Annotated in this window: 12 protein-coding genes; 2 read left to right on the top strand and 10 right to left on the bottom strand. The window is 70.8% G+C overall.

Going from position 1 to position 14,626, the window contains the following annotated elements; genetic code table 11:
• Positions 1 to 48: 48 nt before the first annotated feature.
• The 3 genes from ACFZBP_RS01520 to ACFZBP_RS01510 all read right to left on the bottom strand — a co-directional run bounded on the left by ACFZBP_RS01520 (position 49) and on the right by ACFZBP_RS01510 (position 3,428).
• Positions 49 to 825 carry a maleylpyruvate isomerase family mycothiol-dependent enzyme gene (locus ACFZBP_RS01520; protein WP_383453206.1) on the bottom strand — a complete coding sequence of 259 codons (777 nt, stop codon included), beginning with the start codon at positions 823 to 825 and terminating at the stop codon, positions 49 to 51.
• Positions 826 to 1,224: 399 nt separating this feature from the next.
• Positions 1,225 to 2,565, bottom strand: a complete 1,341-nt coding sequence (locus ACFZBP_RS01515) for an MFS transporter (protein ID WP_391409268.1) — start codon at positions 2,563 to 2,565, stop codon at positions 1,225 to 1,227.
• 197 nt (positions 2,566 to 2,762) lie between these two features.
• Positions 2,763 to 3,428, bottom strand: a complete 666-nt coding sequence (locus ACFZBP_RS01510; protein WP_383453210.1) for a TetR/AcrR family transcriptional regulator — start codon at positions 3,426 to 3,428, stop codon at positions 2,763 to 2,765.
• 169 nt (positions 3,429 to 3,597) lie between these two features.
• Between ACFZBP_RS01510 and ACFZBP_RS01505 the strand changes: the two genes are divergently transcribed.
• Positions 3,598 to 4,500, top strand: coding sequence for a shikimate dehydrogenase (locus tag ACFZBP_RS01505; RefSeq protein ID WP_391409267.1), 903 nt, complete (start codon positions 3,598 to 3,600; stop codon positions 4,498 to 4,500).
• A gap of 28 nt (positions 4,501 to 4,528) precedes the next feature.
• The gene (locus ACFZBP_RS01500) at positions 4,529 to 6,316 is read left to right on the top strand and encodes a TIM barrel protein (protein ID WP_391409266.1); all 1,788 of its coding nucleotides are present in this window, start codon (positions 4,529 to 4,531) and stop codon (positions 6,314 to 6,316) included.
• Positions 6,317 to 6,344: 28 nt separating this feature from the next.
• Here the strand turns inward: ACFZBP_RS01500 and ACFZBP_RS01495 are convergent, their stop codons facing one another.
• From ACFZBP_RS01495 to tal, 7 genes are all read right to left on the bottom strand, one after another.
• Positions 6,345 to 7,811 (bottom strand): membrane-associated oxidoreductase, encoded by a 1,467-nt coding sequence (locus ACFZBP_RS01495; protein ID WP_391409264.1) that lies wholly within the window; start codon positions 7,809 to 7,811, stop codon positions 6,345 to 6,347.
• Between the two features lie 81 nt (positions 7,812 to 7,892).
• The gene (locus ACFZBP_RS01490; RefSeq protein WP_391409263.1) at positions 7,893 to 8,483 is read right to left on the bottom strand and encodes a histidine phosphatase family protein; all 591 of its coding nucleotides are present in this window, start codon (positions 8,481 to 8,483) and stop codon (positions 7,893 to 7,895) included.
• Positions 8,484 to 8,489: 6 nt separating this feature from the next.
• Positions 8,490 to 9,368 carry a phosphogluconate dehydrogenase (NAD(+)-dependent, decarboxylating) gene (gene gnd, locus ACFZBP_RS01485; protein ID WP_383453218.1) on the bottom strand — a complete coding sequence of 293 codons (879 nt, stop codon included), beginning with the start codon at positions 9,366 to 9,368 and terminating at the stop codon, positions 8,490 to 8,492.
• A gap of 1 nt (position 9,369) precedes the next feature.
• Positions 9,370 to 11,022, bottom strand: coding sequence for a glucose-6-phosphate isomerase (gene pgi / locus ACFZBP_RS01480; RefSeq protein WP_391409262.1), 1,653 nt, complete (start codon positions 11,020 to 11,022; stop codon positions 9,370 to 9,372).
• Positions 11,015 to 11,950, bottom strand: coding sequence for a glucose-6-phosphate dehydrogenase assembly protein OpcA (gene opcA / locus ACFZBP_RS01475; RefSeq protein WP_391409261.1), 936 nt, complete (start codon positions 11,948 to 11,950; stop codon positions 11,015 to 11,017). The genes pgi and opcA overlap by 8 nt, the downstream gene beginning before the upstream one ends.
• Positions 11,947 to 13,476, bottom strand: a complete 1,530-nt coding sequence (gene zwf, locus ACFZBP_RS01470) for a glucose-6-phosphate dehydrogenase (protein ID WP_383453224.1) — start codon at positions 13,474 to 13,476, stop codon at positions 11,947 to 11,949. The genes opcA and zwf overlap by 4 nt, the downstream gene beginning before the upstream one ends.
• Positions 13,473 to 14,621: a transaldolase gene (gene tal / locus ACFZBP_RS01465; protein WP_383453228.1), complete on the bottom strand. Its 1,149-nt coding sequence runs from the start codon at positions 14,619 to 14,621 to the stop codon at positions 13,473 to 13,475. Before tal ends, zwf begins: the two co-directional genes overlap by 4 nt.
• Positions 14,622 to 14,626: the final 5 nt, after the last annotated feature.

Here is a 14,626-nt window from a genome sequence, read left to right as displayed (position 1 = left end):
CCCGGCGGGGCGTGAGATGTCACGGCCTGGCCGTGTGTGTCGTCACCCCTAGTCCTCCGGTTCCCAGGCGCGGAGCAGGTCGAGCAGCTCCGGGTCCCCGTCGAGTTCCAGGGAGTTCGCCGCAATGCGGTCGTACAGGTAGAGGACCAGATCACTGGCCGTGCCGCGCATGGAGATGCCTGCCGCGTCCGGGTAATCGCCGGTAGCGGGCAGCCGGGTGGTCCGGGCGCCGTCGCCGTCGGCCGTGAGGCGCCAGGAGCGGCCCTCGGTGGCGTGGAAGTCGAAGGCGGTGGGCTTGTGCGGCCAGGCACTCGTCGTGAAGCAGGTGATGAACAGGGTCTCCTCGACACCGTCGAGCGCCACCTCGACGGGCAGTGCGGCCGGTTCGCCCACGCTGAGCTGGGCGTCGTAGGTGTGCACCGCGATCTCCTGGACCTGGTGCCGGGCGACGCCGCCGGCGGTGTGCGGCGTCTGCGTGTTGCCCCAGCCGGTGAAGCAGCCCTGGTCCGGACCGGCTTCCCGCAGGGCCGCCAGCAACAGCTCGGTCGAGGCGGCCAGCCAGGCCTGCACGGCCTCACGCTCCTGCGGCGCGACCGCGTCACCCTGGGCCGGGGTCCTGGACGTGGCGTCCGGCCCGGCGGCGACGGTGGCGGCCCAGCGGCGGCGGCCCTCGCCGATGTGCTGCACAAGGTCGGACAGCGTCCACCCGGGGCAGGTCGGCACCGGCAGGTCGAGGCTGGGCGCGGCGGCGATCACGGCGCGGAAGGCGGTTGCGCGTTCGTCGATCAGCCGCAGCAGCTCGGGAAACTCCAGAGTCTTGTGCACGGCGGTACTTCTATCATCTTGATCCATTTGCCCGACAGCGGTTTTCCCAGCCCTGCACGCCGCGGTCCTGCGCCCGGCTCCACAGCGCGGCCGACCACGGCTCCGTGAGGAGTGGCCGTTCGGGTTCATCCTGCCTCTGGGGAGCTCGTCCGGGCGTCCTGGGCGCTGCGCCACATCCAAGCTTGTTTCTGTGCGTACGAGGTCGAAAAGGGCCTCGAACCAGGCAGCTCAACCGGGCGTTCGCCCGACAGCAGGGCGGCCCTCGTCCGATCATGTGCTCCGGCCAAGGTGCACCGATCGAGACGAAGGCCAGTGCTCCTTCGGCCGGAGTACATGATCGTGACTCGGGCCCGGCGCTGATGCCGCGCCGAGAGCCCGAGTGACCGGTGGGACGGGGGATCAGGCCGCGACCGTCTCCCGTTCCGTCGACTTGCCGGAGGCCCGTTCGCCGAGGTGTTCCGTCGGGATCTTGGCGGTCTCGCGGGCGGAGAGGGCGGCCACGACCGGCGGGACGCACAGGGCCGCCGTGAAGAGGGCCACCGCGGCCCAGTCGTCGCCGTCCGGACCGGCGATCTGCGCGGCGAAGGTGACGGCGAAACCGGCGACGGCGAAGCCGATCTGGGTGCCGATGGCCATGCCGGAGAGGCGGACCCGGGTGGAGAACATCTCGCCGTAGAAGGAGGGCCACACACCGTTCGCCGCGCTGTAGGCCACGCCGAAGGCGATGATGCCCAGCAGCATGACGAGCGGGTAGGAGCCGGTGGAGATCGCCCACAGGTAGAGGAACATCGTCACCGCGCTGCCCGCCGCACCGATCAGGTACACCGGGCGGCGGCCGATGCGGTCGGACAACGTGGCCCACAGCGGGATAGCGGCGAGCGCGACCAGGTTGGCGAGGGCGCCCACCCACAGCATCGAGGACCTGCTCATGCCGACGGAGTCGCTGGTGGCGTACGACAGCGCCCACACGGTGAAGATCGTGCTGACCGAGGCGACCAGCGCACCGGCGATCACCCGCAGCACATCCGCCCAGTGCTCCCGCATCAGCACCGCGAGTGGCATCTTGGCGACGCCCTCGGCGGCCGCCTGTTGCTCGAAGGCCGGCGTCTCGTCCAGCTTGCGGCGGATGACGTAGCCGACGACGGCGACCGCGATGCTCATCCAGAACGGCACCCGCCAGCCCCACGACAGCAACTGCTCCTCCGGCAGCGCGGCGACCGGGATGAAGACCAGGGTGGCCAGCAACTGCCCGCCCTGGGTGCCGCTCAGCGTGAAGCTGGTGAAGAAGCCGCGCCGGTGGGGTGGCGCGTGTTCCAGGGTCATCGAGTTGGCGCTGGCCTGCTCACCGGCGGCCGAGATGCCCTGGAGCACCCGGCACAGCACGAGGAGGACGGGCGCGAGGGTGCCGACCTGGTCGCGGGTCGGCAGACAGCCGATGAGGAACGTCGACACGCCCATCAGGATCAGCGTGAAGACCATGATCTTCTTACGCCCCAGCCGGTCGCCGTAGTGACCGAGGAACAGCGCGCCGACCGGACGGGCCGCGTACGCCACGCCGAACGTGGCCAGCGACAGCAGGGTGGCCGTCGCCGGGTCGGACTCGTCGAAGAAGACCTCGGGGAAGATCAGCGCGGCGGCGCTGCCGTAGATGAAGAAGTCGTAGTACTCCAGGGCGCTGCCGATCCAGGCAGCCATGGCCGCTTTCTTCGGCTGGCCGACGGCGGTGTCGGGGACGGACACGGGGGTGCTCCTTCGAGGGGACTCCACCCTACGGGGGAGTGAGTACAGAGGAGAGGCGCCGGATCCCTGGGGTGACGGGGCGGCCGACCGGGAGCTACCCGGTTAATTAACCCACTGGATAGTTAGTAGCGGATGGCTACGGATGTTGCGCCGAGGTTTCCCGGGTGTCAAGAGGTCGGGCCGAAGGATCTTGGCGGTCAGTCCCCGGCGCGCGGTGCCGTCAGGTACGCGATCACCATGTCGCCGAGCATGGCGCGGTAGTGCTCGCGCTGCGCCGGATCGACCAGGTCGCGGCCGAACAGGGCGCCGAAGGTGTGCCGGTTGGAGACCCGGAAGAAGCAGAAGGAGCTGATCATCGCGTGCAGGTCGACGGCGTCGACGTCGGCCGTGAACAGGCCCGAACGCTGCCCCGACTCCAGGATCCGGCGGATCACGTCCAGCGCCGGTGAGCCGATCTTGCCGAGCTTCTCGGAGGCGGCGATGTGCTCGGCCCCGTGGATGTTCTCGATGCTGACCAGGCGGATGAAGTCGGGGTGCTGCTCATGGTGGTCGAAGGTCAGCTCCGCCAGCCGACGGATGGCCGCTACCGGGTCCAGATGCTCGACGTCGAGCTCCTGCTCGGCCTCCCGGATCACGCCGTAAGCCCGCTCCAGCACGGCCGTGAACAACTGTTCCTTGCCGCCGAAGTAGTAGTAGATCATCCGCTTCGTGGTACTGGTGCGGGCGGCGATGTCGTCCACCCGCGCCCCGGCGAAGCCGACCCGGGCGAACTCCTGCGTCGCGACGTCGAGGATCTCGGCCTGGGTGCGGGCGGCGTCACGGGTCCGCCCGTTGCTGCGTGCCGGCTCTTCGACGCTGGTCATCGGCTTCCTTCGGCGAGGGGCGGGCGTGCCCCGGTGGCCCACCCGCGTGCCGGTGATTGTAGAAGCCAGGTCGTCCGGCGTGTCGGGACAGGTCTTCCCAAGCTTCGTTCCGCCTGCTATTACTAACTCACCAGTTCGTACATTAGTGAGCCGCTCAGGAGGTCCCCCGGTGGGCAAGGACACCAAGGACTCGTATCTCGTCGGGCTGATCGGTTCCGGCATCGGTCCATCGCTCAGCCCGGCGCTGCACGAGCGGGAGGCCGACCGGCAGGGCCTGCGCTATCTGTACCGGCTCATCGACATCGACACGCTCGGCGTCCCGCCGCAGGCCGTCGGCGACCTGGTGCGGTCCGCCCGCGACCTCGGCTTCGACGGGCTCAACATCACCCACCCGTGCAAGCAGCTCGTCATCGAGCACCTGGACGCGCTCGCCCCCCAGGCCGAGGCGCTCGGCGCGGTCAACACCGTGGTGTTCGAGGACGGCCGCGCCGTCGGCCACAACACGGACGTCACCGGCTTCGCCGCGTCCTTCGCGCGCGGGCTGCCCGACGTACCGCTGGAGCGGGTCGTGCAACTGGGCGCCGGGGGAGCGGGGGCGGCCGTCGCGCACGCCATGCTGACCCTGGGCGCCGAGCGGGTCACCGTCGTGGACGCGCTGAGCGACCGGGCCGCCGATCTCGCCGCCTCCCTGAACCGGCACTTCGGCGAGGGCCGGGCGGTCGGCGCCACCCCGGACGCACTGCGCATCCTGACCGGCGGCGCCGACGGCCTCGTCCACGCCACCCCCACCGGCATGGCCGCCCACCCCGGCCTGCCCCTCCCGGCCGAACTGCTCCACCCGGGGCTGTGGGTCGCCGAGGTCGTCTACCGCCCGCTGGAGACGGAGCTCCTGCGGGCGGCCCGGGAGCTGGGCTGCGCCACCCTCGACGGCGGCGGCATGGCGGTCTTCCAGGCCGCGGACGCGTTCCGCCTGTTCACCGGGCGCGAGCCCGACAGCACACGGATGCTCGCGGACATCACCGAGCTCACCGAGCTCGCCGAACGTGCGGGCGCCGTGGGAAGCCCCAGCTAGCAGAGCAGGAACAGGAAGAGGTACCGGCATGCGCACGTCCATCGCCACCGTCTCCCTCAGCGGATCCCTCACCGAGAAGCTCACGGCCGCCTCCCGGGCCGGCTTCGACGGCGTGGAGATCTTCGAGAACGACCTGCTGGCCAGCCCGCTCACCCCCGAGGAGATCCGGGCGCGCTGCGCCGACCTCGGCCTCACCGTCGACCTCTACCAGCCGATGCGGGACATCGAGGCCGTGCCCGCCGACGAGTTCACCCGCAATCTGCGGCGCGCCCGGCACAAGTTCGAGCTGATGCGCCGGCTCGGCGCCGACACCGTCCTCGTCTGCTCCAGCGTCCACCCCCTCGCCGTGGACGACGACGCGCTCGCCGCGTACCACCTGCGTCAACTCGCCGATCTGGCACAGGAGTTCGGTATCCGGGTGGCGTACGAGGCGCTCGCCTGGGGCCGGCACGTGAGCACGTACGACCACGCCTGGCGCATCGTCGAGGCGGCCGACCACCCCGCGCTCGGCACCTGCCTCGACAGCTTCCACATCCTCTCGCGCGGCTCCGACCCCAAGGGCATCGAGAACATCCCCGGCGAGAAGATCTTCTTCCTCCAGCTCGCCGACGCACCCCTGCTCGCGATGGACGTCCTCCAGTGGAGCCGGCACTACCGCTGCTTCCCCGGCCAGGGCGGCTTCGACGTCGCCGGACTCGTCCGGCACGTCCTGCACACGGGATACGACGGCCCCCTCTCCCTGGAGGTCTTCAACGACGTCTTCCGCCAGGCCGAGGCCGGCCCGACGGCCGTGGACGCGCTCCGCTCCCTCCTGGTCCTCCAGGAGACGCTCGGCGTCACCACCCCGCCGGCGCCCGTCGTCCCCACCGGCGTCGCCTTCGCCGAACTGGTCACCCCCGACGCCGAACCGGTCGCGGCCGTACTCGGCGCCCTCGGCTTCGCCCGCACCGCACGGCACCGCAGCAAGCCGGTCGACCTCTGGCAGCAGGGCGAGGCCAGGATCCTGGTCAACACCTCGGGTGCCGCCCGCCGCGACGGCACCGGACTCGCCGCGATCGGCCTGGAGTCACCCGACCCCACCGGCGCCGCCCACCGCGCCGAGGCCCTCCTCGCCCCCGTCCTGCCCCGCCGCCGCGCCCCGCAGGACGCCCCGCTCGACGCGGTCGCGGCACCCGACGGCACGGAACTGTTCTTCTGCGCGACGCAACGGGACGAACTGCCCAACTGGCGGGCCGACTTCACCGACCTCGAACACGAGGCACCCTCGCCCGGCGTCCACGGCATCGACCACCTCGCCCTCACCCAGCCCTGGCACCACTTCGACGAGGCGACCCTCTTCCACCGCAGCGTCCTCGGCCTGCACGCCCAGGAGAGCGTCGACGTCGCCGACCCGTACGGCCTGATGCGCAGCCGTGCCGTCACCAATACGGACGGGAGTGTGCGGATCGCGCTGAGCGTCGGCGCGGCGCCGACCGACGACACGGTGCACGCCCAGCACATCGCGCTGGCCACGGACGACGTGGTCGCCGCCGCCCGCCGCTTCCGGGACGCGGGCGGCCGGCTGCTGCCGATCCCCGCGAACTACCACGACGACCTGGCGGCGCGGTACGCGTTCGCGGACGGCGAGCTGGAGACGTACCGCGAGCTGGGCATCCTCTACGACCGGGACGCGCACGGCGAGTTCCGGCACTGCTACACCGTCACGGTCGGCCGCGTCTTCTTCGAGCTGGTCCAGCGCGACGGCTACCGGGGCTACGGCGCCCAGAACGCGCCGGTGCGGCTGGCCGCCCAGCACGCGGGGCGGCCGGTCCGATGACGGGACCCACCCCCGGGAGCCCCGCGCGTCACTGGCGGCTGACGGTGCGGGTCACACCGGCGATGACCGTCGTCGCCAGGATCCAGCCGGTGAGGACGAGGACGTAGGCCAGGGCCTGCTGCCCGCCCTCCGGGGCGAATGCCGGTTCCTGACCGAAGGAGATCACCGGCAGCAGCAGGTCGAGCGTGTAGAACACCGGGTTGAACCGCGGTGCCTCGCCCGCCTTCAGCGGCGGTGGCGCGTCCAGCGCGAAGGCGACGGAGCCGACGGCGAGCAGCGACAGCAGCCAGCCGAGCGCACGCATCGGCCGGAACCCGTAGCCGACGGTGGCGTCCTGGACGTGGCCCCACAGACGGCCGTACCAGGGCAGGGTCGTGCGGTGGCGGCGCTGCTTGGCGAGCTGGACCAGGCGGGCGGCGTGGTCGTCGCCGGTGCGGCGGTAGGCGGCGGTCAGCTGCTCGAATCCGTGCGGGTCGAACGTGTCCTCGTCCCGCTCCAGCATGGGCAGCCGCTGCTCCGGCGGCACATGCGGGGTCAGGGACGTGTAGGTGAGGTCGAGGAGGCGGACCTGTGCCGGGAGCATCTCCGGCTCCAGGTTGAGGTGCTCTATCTGCGAGCGGCGCAGGTTGAGCATGCCCTCGATCCGCGGGCCCCTGCGCAGCCACACCTCGCCGATGACACAGCTGCTCGCCCGCATCGCGGTGCCGCCGGGATGGGACAGCCGGCTGTACAGCAGGTCGAGCCGGCCCGGTATGCGGGCGCCGCGCAGGTCGATGCGGCCGTGGGCGCTCAGCCGTCTGCACAGGACGTTGGCGCCCACCTCGAGGGCCTCGGCACTGAGGACGAAGGCGCCGGAATGACGCAGCTCGGCTTCCTCCAGCCGGAGCGAGCCGCTGATCGTGGCACCGTCGAGGCGCAGCTCCCCGAGGGTACGCAGCCGCGACGCGCACAGGTCCTCGCCGACGGTCACCTGGTGGAGCTGCAGGACGGGGCCCTCCGTCCCCTCCGGCGCGAGGACCTCCGCCCCCTCCAGATACAGCGCCCCGGCGATCTGCGCCCCGCCGAGCCGCACCCGCCCCCCGAACCGGCACCTCGTCAGCCGCAGCCCGCCGTCGACCCGAATCCGCGCCGCCCCCAGACCCGGCAGTCGCGACCCGGTCAGGTTGAGGTACTTGAGCTGGGCCCCGGAGACGTCGGGAACGTCCTCGAAGTGACAGTGACTCAGCCGGGCCACGCTGTCGATCACCGCGTACCGCAGGTCCAGTACGCCCGTGATCCGTGCCCCCGCCACCTTGAGCGCGGCCACCTCCCCGCTCTCCACCGGTCCGGCGAGCAGCAGGGCCCGCAACACCGTGGCGCGCACGGTCCGTTCGGGCCCCCATCCGGCACCCTCGACCGCACCCTCGCCTTCCCCCGCACGGAAGTCCACGGCCTCACCCTTGGGAAAGGCCTGCCACACCCGCAGTTCGGCCGGCGTCAGATCGTTGATCTCCATCAGCGGGGACTCTGACGCCGGCCTGCCGAAACTGTCAACTCCGCCAGGGGAGTCACGGCCGGGCGTTCCTCCCCCACTGCCTTAAGGGCGTGGGGGTGCCCCCACCGCGATCACAGGCCGCCCGTGCTCCGTCGACAACCGGCTCACCGTGCCCGTCGCCAGCTGGAACAGGCGCCCCTCGGCCGGGGCGAGCCCCAACCGGCGGGCCGTCACCACGCGCAGGAAGTGTCCGTGGGCGACGAGGACGACGTCGCCGTCCAGCAGCGCCACGTCCACCCGGGACAGCACCCGGTCGGCCCGCGCGCCCACCTCGGCCGGGGATTCCCCGGGGTGACCGTCCGGGCCGGGTGGCACTCCGTCGGTCCACAGGTACCAGTCGGGGCGGGAGCGGTGGATGGTGTCGGTGGTGACGCCCTCGTAGCCGCCGTAGTCCCATTCGTGCAGGTCCGGGTCGGGTACGGCGCCCGTCACGCCCGCCAGTTCGGCGGTGCGGACCGCGCGGCGCAGCGGGCTGGTGAGGGCCAGCGAGAAGGGGCGGCCGGAGAGGAGCGGGGCCAGGGACTTGGCCTGCTCCTCTCCCGCCTGGGTGAGGGGCAGGTCGGTCCAGCTGGTGTGCTGTCCCGACCTGCTCCACTCCGTCTCACCGTGGCGGACCAGGAAAAGATCCCCCACGGCGGGCTACTCCTTCGACTCGACGGCGTGACCGCCGAACTGGTTGCGCAGCGCCGCGATCATCTTCATCTGCGGGGAGTCGTCCTGACGGGACGCGAACCGCGCGAAGAGGGACGTGGTGATCGCGGGCAGCGGGACGGCGTGGTCGATGGCGGCCTCCACCGTCCAGCGGCCCTCGCCGGAGTCCTGCGCGAAGCCCTTCAGCTTCTCCAGGTGCTCGTCCTCGTCGAGGGCGTTCACCGCGAGGTCCAGCAGCCAGGACCGGATGACCGTGCCCTCCTGCCAGGAGCGGAAGACCTCCCGGACGTTGTCGACCGAGTCGACCTTCTCCAGCAGCTCCCAACCCTCGGCGTAGGCCTGCATCATGGCGTACTCGATACCGTTGTGGACCATCTTGGCGAAGTGCCCGGCACCCACCTTGCCCGCGTGGACATAGCCGTACGGCCCCTCCGGCTTGAGCGCCTCGAAGATCGGCTTGAGCCGGTCGACGTACTCCTTCTCGCCGCCCACCATCAGGGCGTAGCCGTTCTTCAGGCCCCACACGCCGCCGGAGACGCCCGCGTCGACGAAGCCGATGCCGTGCTTGCCCAGCTCCTGTGCGTGCTTCTCGTCGTCCGTCCAGCGGGAGTTGCCGCCGTCGACCACCGTGTCGTACGGCTTGAGCAGGCTCCCCAGCTGGTCGATGACGAGCTGGGTGGCGTGGCCGGCCGGGACCATGACCCACACCGTGCGCGGCGCGTCGAGCTGGTCGACGAGGTCGGCCAGGCTCGTCACGTCGGACAGTTCGGGGTTCGTGTCGTAGCCGACGACGGTGTGGCCGGCGTTGCGCAGACGCTCGCGCATGTTGCCGCCCATCTTGCCGAGACCAACAAGACCGATCTGCATGTCAGTTCACTTCCTTGAGTTCACGGTAGGCGGCCACGAGGGCGCTGGTCGAGGCGTCGAGGCCGGGGACCTCGGCCCCTTGCGTCAGGGCGGGCTCGACCCGCTTGGCGAGGACCTTGCCCAGCTCGACGCCCCACTGGTCGAAGGAGTCGATGTTCCAGACGGCGCCCTGCACGAACACCTTGTGCTCGTAGAGGGCGACCAGCTGGCCGAGGACCGACGGGGTCAGCTCGGGGGCGAGGATCGTGGTGGTGGGGTGGTTGCCGAGGAAGGTGCGGTGCGGCACCTGCTCCTCGGGCACCCCCTCCGCGCGCACCTCGTCCGCTGTCTTGCCGAAGGCCAGCGCCTGGCCCTGCGCGAAGAGGTTCGCCATCAACAGGTCGTGCTGCGCCTTGAGTTCGTCGCTCAGCTCGGCGACCGGACGGGCGAAGCCGATCAGGTCGGCCGGGATGAGCCGGGTGCCCTGGTGGATCAGCTGGTAGTAGGCGTGCTGCCCGTTGGTGCCGGGCGTGCCCCACACCACCGGACCGGTCTCCCAGCCCACGACCTGCCCGTCCCGGTCGACCGACTTGCCGTTGGACTCCATGTCGAGCTGCTGGAGATACGCCGTGAACTTCGACAGGTAGTGGCTGTACGGCAGCACCGCATGCGACTCGGCGCCGAGGAAATTGCCGTACCAGATGCCCAACAGGCCCAGGATCAGCGGGGCGTTGGCCTCGGCGGGCGCGGTGCGGAAGTGCTCGTCGACGGTGTGGAAGCCGTCGAGCATCTCCCGGAAGCGGTCCGGGCCGATGGCGATCATGAGCGAGAGCCCGATGGCCGAGTCGTACGAGTACCGCCCGCCGACCCAGTCCCAGAACTCGAACATGTTGTCCGGGTCGATGCCGAAGTCCGTCACCTTCTCGGCGTTGGTCGACAGCGCGACGAAGTGCTTGGCGACCGCCTTGTCCTCGCCGCCGAGCCCGGCCAGCAGCCAGGAGCGGGCCGAGGTGGCGTTGGTGATCGTCTCGATGGTGGTGAACGTCTTGGACGCCACGATGAACAGCGTCTCCGCCGGGTCCAGGTCCCGGACCGCCTCGTGCAGGTCGGCGCCGTCCACGTTGGAGACGAACCGGAACGTCAACTCGCGTGCCGTGAACGGGCGAAGGGCCTCGTACGCCATGGCGGGGCCGAGGTCGGAGCCGCCGATGCCGATGTTGACGACATTGCGGATACGGCGGCCCGTGTGGCCGGTCCACTCACCGGAGCGGACGCGGTCCGCGAACGCGCTCATCTTGTCGAGCACCGCGTGGACGCCGGGCACGACGTTCTCGCCTTCGACCTCGATGACGGCCTCGCGCGGCGCCCGCAGCGCGGTGTGCAGCACCGCCCGGTCCTCGGTGACGTTGATCCGCTCGCCGCGGAACATCGCGTCCCGCAGCCCGAACACATCGGTCGCGGCGGCCAGTTCCCGCAGCAGGGCGAGCGTCTCGTCGGTGATCAGGTGCTTGGAGTAGTCGAGGCGCAGATCACCGACGCGTACGACGTACCGCTCGGCGCGGGACGGATCGGCCGCGAACAGCTCACGCAGCCGGGGCCGCTGCAACGCGTCCGCGCGGTGGTCCTCCAAGGCCGCCCACTCGGGGCGCCGGATGAGCCGGGGGGTCTCAGACATGGGAGGGGCTCTCCTTGGTGGCCTCGCCGCGCAGGGCGATGGCGTACATCTCGTCCGCGTCGAGGCGCCTGAGCTCCTCGGCGATGAGTTCGGAGGTGGTGCGGACCTTCAGCGCCAGGGTGCGCGACGGCTGGTCCGGCAGGGACAGCGTGGCCAGCGGGCCCTCGGGGCGGTCGATGACGATCTCGCCGTTCTCGGTGCCCAGCCGCACGCCGGTGACGACCGGGCCGGCGGTGACGACCCGCTCGGCGGTGACGTGCAGCCGGGCCTCCAGCCAGCGGGCCAGCAGTTCGGCGGCCGGGTTGTCGGCCTCGGCCTCCACGACGGCCGAGATGATCGGCACCCGCGCCTGGTCCAGGGCCGCGGCCAGCATGGAGCGCCACGGGGTCAGCCGGGTCCACGCGAGGTCGGTGTCGCCGGGCGCGTAGGAACGGGCCCGGGCCTCCAGCTCCACCAGCGGGTTCTCGGTCGTGTACAGGTCGGTGATCCGGCGCTGCGCCAGCGCGCCCAGCGGATCCTTCGCGGGGTTCTCCGGCGCCTCCACCGGCCACCACACCACGACCGGCGCGTCCGGCAGCAGCAGCGGCAGCACCACCGAGTCGGCGTGCTCGGACACCTCGCCGTACATCCGCAGCACCACCGTCTCGCCGGTGCCGGCGTCGGCGCCCACCCGGACCTCGGCGTCGAGGTGCGAGCGGGTGCGGTCGCGCGGGGTGCGGGCGTGCCGCTTGATCACGACCAGGGTGCGTGCGGGGTGCTCGTGCGAGGCCTCCTCCGCCGCCTTGATCGAGTCGTAGGCGTTCTCCTCGTCCGTGACGATCACCATCGTCAGGACCATGCCCACGGCCGGCGTGCCGATCGCGCGGCGGCCCTGCACCAGCGCCTTGTTGATCTTGCTTGCCGTGGTGTCGGTCAGGTCGATCTTCATGGCCTGCGCCAGCTCCGTCCGTCTCGTGCGAGCATCTCGTCGGCTTCCTCGGGTCCCCAGCTCCCGGACGCGTACTGCGCCGGCTTGCCGTGCGTGTCCCAGTACTCCTCGATCGGGTCGAGGATCTTCCAGGACTCTTCCACTTCCTGGTGACGGGGGAACAGGTTGGCGTCACCGAGGAGGACATCCAGGATGAGCCGCTCGTAGGCCTCCGGGCTGGACTCCGTGAACGACTCGCCGTAGGCGAAGTCCATCGTCACGTCCCGGATCTCCATCGAGGTGCCCGGCACCTTGGAGCCGAACCGCACCGTCATGCCCTCGTCCGGCTGGACGCGGATGACGATCGCGTTCTGGCCGAGTTCCTCGGTGGCGGTGGAGTCGAACGGGGAGTGCGGCGCCCGCTGGAAGACGACCGCGATCTCGGTGACCCGCCGCCCGAGCCGCTTGCCGGTGCGCAGATAGAACGGCACGCCCGCCCAGCGCCGGTTGTCGACGTTCAGCTTGATCGCGGCGTACGTGTCGGTCTTCGACCGCGCGTCGATGCCCTCCTCCTGGAGGTACCCGAGGACCTGCGCGCCGCCCTGCCAGCTCGCCGCGTACTGCCCGCGCACGGTGTGCAGGCCCAGGTCCTCCGGCAGCTTCACCGCCTTGAGCACCTTCAGCTTCTCGGTGAGCAGCGAGGCGGCGTCGAACGCGGCCGGCTCCTCCATGGCGGTCAGCGCCATGAGCTGGAGCAGGTGGTTCTGGATGACGTCACGGGCCGAGCCGATGCCGTCGTAGTAGCCCGCCCGGCCGCCGATGCCGATGTCCTCGGCCATCGTGATCTGCACGTGGTCGACGTACGACCGGTTCCAGATCGGCTCGAACATCTGGTTCGCGAACCGCAGCGCCAGGATGTTCTGGACGGTCTCCTTGCCCAGGTAGTGGTCGATCCGGAAGACCTGCTCCGGGTCGAACACGTCATGCACGATCGCGTTCAGCTCCCGGGCGCTCGCGAGGTCGGAGCCGAACGGCTTCTCGATGACCGCCCTGCGCCACGAGCCCTCCGGCGCGTCCGCCAGGCCGTGCTTCTTCAGCTGCTGCACGACCTCCGGGAAGAACTTCGGCGGTACGGAGAGATAGAAGGCGTAGTTGCCGCTGGTGCCGCGCGCCGCGTCCAGCTCGTCCACCGTCTGGCGCAGCTGCTTGAACGCCTCGTCGTCGTCGAAGGCACCCGGGATGAACCGCATCCCCTCGGCGAGCTGCTGCCAGACCTCCTCGCGGAACTCGGTGCGGGCGTGCTCGCGCACCGAGTCGTGCACGACCTGCGCGAAGTCCTGGTCCTCCCAGTCCCGGCGGGCGAACCCGACGAGGGAGAAGCCCGGCGGCAGCATCCCGCGGTTGGCCAGGTCGTACACGGCCGGCATGAGCTTCTTGCGGGACAGGTCGCCGGTGACCCCGAAGATGACGAGCCCGGAGGGGCCGGCGATCCTCGGCAGACGGCGGTCGCGCGCGTCGCGCAGGGGGTTGTCCCAGTCGGAGATCATTCTGCGTCAGCTCCCTTGCTGCCGAGCGACTTCTTCACGGCGTCCAACAGGTCCTGCCACGCCACCTCGAACTTGGCGACGCCCTCGTCCTCCAGTCGGGTGACGACGTCGTCGTACGAGATCCCGAGCGCCTCCACGGCGGCGAGGTCGGCGCGGGCCTGCGCATAGCGGCCGGTCACCGTGTCGCCGGTGATCTCGCCGTGGTCGGCGGTGGCGTCGAGCGTGGCTTCGGGCATCGTGTTGACAGTGCCCGGCGCGACCAGCTCATCCACGTACAGCGTGGACTTGTACGCCGGGTCCTTCACCCCGGTGGAGGCCCACAGGGGGCGCTGCCTGTTGGCCTTGGCGCCGGTGAGGGCGGTCCAGCGGTCGCTCTCGAAGATGTCTTCGTAGGCCTCGTAGGCCAGGCGGGCGTTGGCGAGCGCGGCCCTGCCCTTGAGCGCGAGGGCCTCGTCCGTGCCGATCGCGGTCAGCCGCTTGTCGATCTCGGAGTCGACGCGGGAGACGAAGAAGGACGCCACGGAGTGGATGCCGGACAGGTCCAGGCCCTGCGCGGCGGCCTTCTCCAGACCGGCCAGGTAGGCGTCCATGACCTCGCGGTAGCGCTCCAGGGAGAAGATCAGCGTGACGTTGACGCTGATGCCCTGGGCGATGACCTCCGTGATGGCGGGCAGACCGGCCTTGGTCGCCGGGATCTTGATCATCACGTTGGGCCGGTCGACCAGCCAGGCCAGCTGACGGGCCTCGGCGATGGTGGCCGTCGTGTCGTGCGCGAGCCGTGGGTCGACCTCGATGGAGACCCGGCCGTCGCGACCGTCGGTGGCGTCGTACACGGGCCGCAGGATGTCGGCGGCGGCACGGACGTCGGCGGTGGTCATCATCCGTACGGCCTCGTCGACCGTGACGCCCCGCACGGCCAGGTCGGCGAGCTGCTCCTCGTAGCCCTCACCGGAGCCGATGGCGGCCTGGAAGATGGACGGGTTGGTGGTGACGCCCACGACGTGCTTGTCCGCGACGAGTTCGGCGAGGTTGCCCGACTCGATCCGCTTGCGCGACAGGTCGTCCAGCCAGATCGAGACGCCTTCGTCGGAGAGGCGCTTCAGGGTTTTGGCGGTCGCGGTTGCTTCGGTGGTCACTGTGCTCAACTTCT

It is taken from the genome of Streptomyces sp. NPDC008086, from assembly GCF_042957325.1.
Lineage (GTDB): Bacteria > Actinomycetota > Actinomycetes > Streptomycetales > Streptomycetaceae > Streptomyces.
This window is presented reverse-complemented; position numbering and strand designations above follow the sequence as displayed.